6 protein-coding genes are annotated in these 7,757 nt (G+C 42.0%); 5 read left to right on the forward strand and 1 reads right to left on the reverse strand.

Annotated features, from left to right (window positions below; translation table 11 throughout):
- Window positions 1-308 precede the first annotated feature (308 nt).
- Window positions 309-2,036: a tetratricopeptide repeat protein gene (locus tag HMPREF3027_RS08340; protein ID WP_070708074.1), complete on the reverse strand. Its 1,728-nt coding sequence runs from the start codon at window positions 2,034-2,036 to the stop codon at window positions 309-311.
- Between the two features lie 493 nt (window positions 2,037-2,529).
- Here HMPREF3027_RS08340 and HMPREF3027_RS08345 point away from each other — a divergent pair, with 493 nt between their 5' ends.
- From HMPREF3027_RS08345 to HMPREF3027_RS08365, 5 genes are read left to right on the forward strand one after another with little or no spacing between them, the layout of a single operon-like run.
- Entirely contained in the window at window positions 2,530-3,585 is a 1,056-nt protein-coding gene (locus HMPREF3027_RS08345) for a hypothetical protein (RefSeq protein WP_070708076.1), read from the forward strand.
- Between the two features lie 21 nt (window positions 3,586-3,606).
- On the forward strand, window positions 3,607-4,509 hold the full coding sequence (locus HMPREF3027_RS08350) for an ATP-binding protein (protein ID WP_070708078.1): 903 nt from the start codon (window positions 3,607-3,609) through the stop codon (window positions 4,507-4,509).
- 4 nt (window positions 4,510-4,513) lie between these two features.
- The gene (locus HMPREF3027_RS08355; protein WP_070708079.1) at window positions 4,514-5,647 is read left to right on the forward strand and encodes a hypothetical protein; all 1,134 of its coding nucleotides are present in this window, start codon (window positions 4,514-4,516) and stop codon (window positions 5,645-5,647) included.
- Window positions 5,648-5,672: 25 nt separating this feature from the next.
- Window positions 5,673-6,242: a retropepsin-like aspartic protease family protein gene (locus HMPREF3027_RS08360; protein WP_070708081.1), complete on the forward strand. Its 570-nt coding sequence runs from the start codon at window positions 5,673-5,675 to the stop codon at window positions 6,240-6,242.
- A gap of 11 nt (window positions 6,243-6,253) precedes the next feature.
- Complete coding sequence (locus HMPREF3027_RS08365; protein ID WP_070708083.1) at window positions 6,254-7,117, forward strand: hypothetical protein; 864 nt, start codon at window positions 6,254-6,256, stop codon at window positions 7,115-7,117.
- Window positions 7,118-7,757 lie beyond the last annotated feature (640 nt).

Consider the following 7,757-nt stretch of genomic DNA (forward strand, 5'->3'; position numbering starts at 1 on the left):
CTATCTATGAGTCAACTTTTTCTAGGACAAGACAACCTGTGTATAAATAGGTGTAAAATGCCCTTGCGACCCCGGCCGAGGGGTCGGACAACCCTGTCTCTAAGTCTGACCCCTCAGCCGGGGTCATAAAGATATTGTACATCTACGATACACAGGTCGTTCGGGACTTTGTCCCTCCGACCTATGCTTATTTAAGAGGGACCTCTGCCGAGGTCCTTACTCCATTATTCTAAACAGTTTGAATATAATCATTCGTACAACAGCCTCTTCTAATGCGTAACCCCTGAGGGAATGGGTGTGGCTGAGGGTTACTTGGTCTTTATTCCTCTTTTTTGTAGCTCCTTGTACTTAGGATTGTTTTGTACCACCCTAATGTTTTCATCAAGGCAAGGGTAGGGATAGGGCCACTCCTCTGAGAGTTGCTTGAAGTAGAGTGCCAGGTCTGCATCGCCTTGCTCCACGAGGGCGCGAAGGAGGCTATAGAACTTGCTTTCGTCGGTCCTTTGCTCCTTTTGATAATCGCTGACTTTATCAGCTAATATTTTCATCGCCTCCTCCTTTTGCCCCAAGCCGATGTAGGCAAAGGGGCGGGTGCTACAGTCGTCGCTACTGGTATTGCCCAATACCGCCTTGAAATCGGCATTGGCTTCTTCCTTCTTTCCTTGAGCAGCATAGATATTGCCACGAATTAGGTATGCAAAAGGGGTGGGTTGGGTCTCCATCTCCATTCCTTGCCCTACATCAATGAGTGCTCCAAAGAAATCTTTGACTTCATACTTGTAGGAAGCTCGTTTGTAGTAAGCTCGAGCGTCACTCTTGTCGCTATTGCTGTGAGAGAGATACTTATTGAGCTCCTTAATAGCTGCTTTGCTGTCTCCAGAGGCATGGAGCATCATCGCCTTATTGTAGTGATAGCCTGCAAAGGTCGGGTCTTGCTTGATAGCAATATCTTGGTACTTCAGAGCAAAGGAAAAGTTTCCCACCTCTACATAGCACCTTGCCAACTGCTCAATAGTGGATAGGTACAATGAACTGCTTCGATTGATCCCTTTTAGAGCTGCCTGATAATAGTGGATCGCTTGTTGGCAATTGGAGTGGCACTCGCCATCGTATTGAGAGGCGATCAGAAGTGCCCACTCGGGACGATTCGGGTGCTGATTCATCTGCCTTTTGAGCTGGGATATCAATGCCCCTTCTTCACCATCAGAGTTCCGATCTATCAAATACTTCAGTTGGTTAAAGAGGTTGTGGTCATCATCATCGCCATAGAGGGACATTCCTTTCATGGCTAGTTGGAGAGCTTCATCTTGTGAACCGCTCATACGGAGATATTCAGAGGCAAGATAGTAGGCTTTAGGCGACTTGGGGGCTAAGGTTAGGATGCTATTCCAGAGGGATGATGCTTGGTCGTGCCCCATCTTTTCCTGCAACGCTTGGTAGCCTCTCTTGTTATTTGGTGCAATGTAGACCATCTGTAGGAGGTCAATTTCAGCGAGCTCTGACTGATTCATTGAAAGGTAGGTATCAGCACGCTGCTCATAGAGATCCAACTTCTTGGGACTCTTTCGGATCGCTTCGTTTAGTGCGGTCAATTCTTGCGACTTCTTCTCCTCTGGGAGATAGGCATCTACCCACATAGAGTAAGCTTCGGCACCCCGCTTGGGCTGTTGGTGCATAAATATGATGCTCTTCATAAGGGCTTCATAGCGTTTGCTGGTGTCATCCAGCTTAAACTGGGGGTTATTGTAGAGAAGGTTGAGCTTAACCCAAGCTCTAGGATCCTCGGGGTTGGCCTTTATCTCCTTATTGATATAGGCAAGAGAGTCGTTTAACTGACTTATAACCAATGAGTCTAGCTTAGCTTGGGCCCGCTCTCTAGCAGCGATAGAATCTTTGACGTGGTTCGTATCTACCACCTCAGCCACTGCTTGTGGGCTCTCTTGAGGCGTGTCAGCTTTTTTGCTCTGACCCCTAATAATCAATACGATGGCTACCACGCTCACAATGACCAGCAGAAGGATTCCTAATCGTTTCATAGATTCAGCTTAAATAGTTACTAACTCCCACAAAGATAGTGCTTTTATATAAGTGCCACAAGATAGTGCTCAATGCAATCTTTTTTGTCGCCCTAATAATTTTTGCCAATAGTTTGTGTTTATGGGCAATAAATGTTATCTTTGGGCAGATAAAGTTAAGGTGCTTGAAGAATACTGCCACTTTATTCTTCGGAGTTATGGATTATTAACTGTGAGTATTTTGCTGTCTCAATGTTTTTGAGTAGAGAGAGAGAGAGAGAGAGAGAGAGAGATTGCTCTCTAAACACTTCTTCGCTACGGAGTAATTTCCTAGAAGTCGTTACACCGTCTTTTAGCCGGTGTAGCCCTTTGGGAAATCAAAAATATAATGACAAGGTGTTGAGACCTCTTATAGGAGGTTTCAGCACCTTTTTTTATGACGCTTGTTTTTAGCTAATCTGTACATTGGTTATTGTGTTGTGATATTTGATATTTTTAATGTTTATATATTGATATGGATAGAGAACAGATGAAGAAGATAGGCTTGATCGTTGCCTTCGCTTTATTGGCAGGTATCAGCTGCTGGGCGACAACGGAGTCTTTGCACTTGCTTTTACCAAGCTGGCCAAAGTTCTTTTGTTGGGTAGTAACTATTGCTTTCTTTATTATCGCTTCGTATGGAAGTAAGCTGATAATGGATAGCTTAAATATGAATATCTACCTTGAAAAGAGAAAGACACGAATGGTGTTAGGTATACTTTTGCTATTAGTTTTTTGGCTTTGTTTTAGTATGCCTACCAATACCCATACATTCTTTTATCGTGCTGCGATAAATGATGTTGTTTTGCTGGATGTGGCAAAGACTAAGAGTTACTTGCAAGACCTTGCTGATAATTCGTCGGTGAATAATAGGATCAAAGCGAATATTGAAAAAGTAGAGAGCGAGGTAAAAGCCTTGCAAATAGCTCTTGAAAATGAAATAGACAATAAAGCAAATGCTGGATTTGGGGATAGAGCTAAGGAGCATCTAAGAGGGTTAGCTCATGCACTTGGCGTGGCTGAGATACCTACACTTTCTGGAAGTGGCAATACTCCAGCAAAGCGTAAGGCGCTTAAGGAGCAATATAGTCAAATTATTCATAGCCTATTGGAGAATCGCATTGAAAAGATTAAAGTGCAAGGTATGGATAATCGTGTATCCTATTATCAGCCTGAGGCTAAAAGACTAGTAGAAGAGCTAAAAAAAGCGGAGGTGGCACTTGCTGAGGAAAAAGCAAAGGGCAATGTCAATCAAAAACTGATCTCTAATGTCGATGCTCTATTAGTACGATCCTATACCACTGTCAACAATTATTCTGATCTTATCAACATAAGTGATGAGGATAAAGAGGTTTATAAGTCTGGTGTGACTAGAACTCATAGGATGCTTAGTGTTGTTGAGGTCTGGAAGGATATATTTAATGGGAAGTTTACAGGACGAGAGGTCGTGTTGTGGATTCTATTATCTGTATTGGTGGATATCGCAGCCTTTGTATTCTTTAGTTTGGCAACAGCGAGAGATGATGAGTAGCAACTATTAAGATGATAAGATATGGCAATTGAAATACCAAATTTGAGCGATCCTTTTGATGAATTAACGGTTGAGGAGTATGATGGGGATAAGACCTCGGATACTACTGAGGTATCATACGAGACTGATCCAATGAAGATTCAGGTGGAGATTCCCGATCAAAAAACCCCTATCGTAGTGCTTTTTGGACCTCCTGCTTCTGGAAAGACCATGATGCTTATTCGCCTATCAAGGTGGTTGAGGAGGAATGGGTATAGCGTGGTGCCGAATAGACTTTTTAGACCAAACGACCCATTTTATACTAGAATGTGTGATGAGTTCAATAGTATGATTGACTCGCCTGAGGCGGCTGAGGGTACTAATATAGTGAGCTTTATGCTAGCAACGGTATCGAAGAATAGACAGCCAATTTGTCAGATATTAGAAGCACCAGGAGAGCACTTCCATAATAGCAAGAGGATTACCAACGAGTTCCCTCCCTATTTGAATCGTATTATCTCTAGCTCTAAAAATAGAAAGGTTTACCTGGTCCTTGCTGAGTCTGATGTCAAGCTAATGGGTGATGGAAGTAGCAGGGATCAATATGTGGAGAAGATACGGACGCTACGAAAGAAGGCAGTGCTTAGAGATAAGTTTATTGTGGTTCTCAATAAAGTTGATCTCTCTAGCTCCGTGCAATCAGGTGGAGTCTATGATGCAAGAATTGCAAAGAAAGAGGTGCGTGAGGCATATCCAGGTATCTTTGAGATCTTTAAGAATACGCACCCCATCACAAGCTTTTTCAAGCCTAGCTACGCCTCTTTTATAGCTTTTCAGTCGGGAACATTTAGTGAGTCCTCTGATGGTAATACTGTGATCTATGAGGAGTCGAATGATATCTATGCGAGCCGATTGTGGAAGATGATCCTAGAAAAGTGTAGATGATCTTATGAGTATTGAGGTATTTGTATTTGGGGCTAACAACGGAGCATTTTCCTTTCCGGATAAAGATGCTAGTTACTTTGAGACCACTTTTTATACCGATATAAAGGAGTTGCCAAAGAACACCCCTTTATTCGATGTCCGACTAAGGCAAATCGGTGACCAGCGCTGGGTAGACTATACGGTTTTGATATATGGACTTAAGGGTTCTCGTGATAATGATTATGTGGGCATTACCTGTCGATCAGCAATGCTATTTAAGGATCTAAATCAGATCTACGCAATAATGAATAGCTGTTTTGCGTCGTGCATAATTGGGACATTAGTAAAAAAGGACTTAAAAGAACTTGTAGGTGGGGCAAGCTTCGCCAAAGACATTCCACTAAGGATTGAGAAGAAAATAGTTGAGTTTATAACTTCCATGAGTATTACTGCTGAAGAGGATTTTATCAGGATCCCCAATAACACAAGAGAATCTAATGGTAAGCTACATAGATTGAGTACTATTGACCTACCACAGTGTGTGGATTATTCAAATGTCTTGTATGGTGGAGGAAGGCTATTGTTTTCAGACTCTTTTCCCTCCAAAAGAGAGAATGCTAATCTCAAAGAGTATGAGGAACAAGTGCGACAGATAAATAGCAAGCACCAAAGTAATCTAGATGAGCTAAAAAGAAACTATCAATCCAGCTTAGAAGAAGAAAGAGAGAGGTCTAGAGAAGTAGCTGAGGAGAATTTGGATCTTAAAGAAAAACTTGGAGCTATTCAAGAGATAGTAAGTGGCGAAAAACGGTTGGAAAATCAAAATAGGCTCTCTAATTCACGCACCATTCGGAAAAGTGGTAACAATAACTTTGATGATAAAAATCAAGTATCACAAACCTTAGGAAAGTCTTCTAAAGTAAAGAGAGGAGGTGAAGAGACCTCTAGCAAAGGGGGTACATTTTGTCTTTTTAAGCAGAACTGTGTCAGGTTTATCCCTTGGATCATCGTTGCTTTATTGCTGGGAGCGTTTATTGTCCTTTATTCTAATGGCAATGTCGTTTTTGGTAAGAAACGGCAGGAAATTGAAAAGGTTGATAGGGCTATTAATCAACAAGATAGTGTTGCTGTTTCAGAGGAGACAAAGCAATTAAAGTAGTTCTAATTACGTAGAAAGGAGATTCGTGAAGCGTTTATTTATTGTTATTCTATTGTCGCTAGCTCTTTCAGGTTGCAAGTGCTCATCGGATCATGACTCTTCTGACCAAGATGTTTATTTTGACTTCAGTTATGACTCAGATGGGGTTGATTCAGAAGAGTATTCCAATGATTACTCTTCGTACTATGGAGGGGATAAGGTGATTGTCCCATTCCGTTATGATGGTGGCGTTAAGACCATTCGGGTAACGGTTAATGGGTTACCTATGGATATGATCCTTGATACAGGAGCGAGTAGAAGTTGCATTTCTGCCGCAGAAGCACAATACTTGTACAATAAGGGGTTGTTGAGTAAATCTGATTTCCTCGGAACAGTTAATTCTCAGCTGGCAGATGGTACCATCGTTCAGGGTGTGGTGGTCAATTTAAGTAAGGTTGTTATTGAGGGGGATAAGTCGATCATTTGCCGAGATGTGAAGGCAGTGGTGGTAAATAATATGAGTGCCCCATTACTCTTGGGCAATGAAATCCTTGATCGGATGGCTTCTGTCAAGGTGCTCAATGACCAGTCGGTAGTCGAATTTACGTTACGATAATCCATAGCTTTATGAATGCTCAAATATCTGTATGGCGTAGATTTGATGATGGAACTATCTATGAGTATCCATTGGAGTCATTATACCTAACCGTATTCGCCAATCTTGGCAATATTTCGTATCTAGATACAGACACTCTTCACCTCTCTACCGAGAGAAGTGGAAATGTACTTTACTACTCCTTTTTCAAATGGGTCGAAGTCGGTTGTTGTGTGGGTATAACCATCGGGATAAATGGATATGCATTTAGAGACATTAGCAGCCTCTACACTTATATATCCTCTATGCTTGATGATGCGTGGATCAAGATGCTAAGAATAGATGGCGGTGAAAGTGAGGAGATACTCTCAATTCTCGTAAATGATATCAGAGTTAAACTCAATCTTTCTTCTCTGTTTCCAATATCTCCATTACCTCCAATAGATTACTCAATCCCAACCTCTTACTTCCGAGGTTTTATGTTTGAAAATAGTGAGCTCTCTGATATCATAGCCTCTATCAATAAAGGAGTGACTCATGTGGGATGGCCTATTACTGAGGCCAAAGCAGAAAAAGTAGAGGATAATAGAGAGAAAGAAGTTCCGCAAGCTAGCAATGATCCAAGCTCTGTGAAAGAAGTCGAGAAGGGTACAGAGATTAAGAGGAGTACTATTGGTTGGATATTATTGATATTATTGATGTTATACATCTCCTTTATTTTAATTCTATCTATTTCCGAACACTCTAGAAACTCATATTCTAAATCAAGTTCTGATACTAGCACCTATTCAACTCCTCAAAGATATAGGGGCTATAGCAATGATCAAGTAATTAGACTTGAAGATGAAATAGATCAAGATGATGACTACGACTCAGAATATGACTCAGACGACTAATCAATCTACAACTGGGATGACTACGATACAGATGATGACTATTATTTAGATGAAGACGAAGATGATAGTTCTTATTGGGATAGCTATTAAGAATATTACGCAAAGTTTGTCTGGCTGTAGGATGAGGGGGGAATTGATTTTAGTAGATAAAAAATAGTCTCAATCGCTGGGTGCGGTTGAGACTATATTGCTTTATGGGGCCTTTTATTAGAAGAGACTGTTGCACGAAGGCGATCTGCTGCGTTGCTTTCGGAATTCGGGCCTCGGTCACGTACGTAAGTACGCTCCCTTCAGCCCAGTGGGGCCTTGGTGACCTGCGTGCACCTTGCCCTCATCCTCAGGCCTTGCATCTCATCCTTCGTGCAAAGTCTCAGCACATTTGAAGCAAATGTGCGAGAATGGCACTTTGTGCAACATTCTCTATATGTGTATATGCAACCCCTTCGGGGTAGCGTGGTAGTGGGGATCTTCTCACCCAAGCTTCACCTTCAGGCTCGCTAACGCTCCCCTTCAGGGGGAAGCTTGGGTTAATAGTCCATGAAACCCCTTCGGGGTTTTCACTAATAAATACAGGGGTTACGCATTAGAAAGTTCACTCCGTATGGTTTTTAGCGGGGTGTCTATGAGTAAGGACCTCGGC

It is taken from the genome of Porphyromonas sp. HMSC077F02 (assembly GCF_001815465.1).
GTDB classification, from domain to species: domain Bacteria; phylum Bacteroidota; class Bacteroidia; order Bacteroidales; family Porphyromonadaceae; genus Porphyromonas_A; species Porphyromonas_A somerae.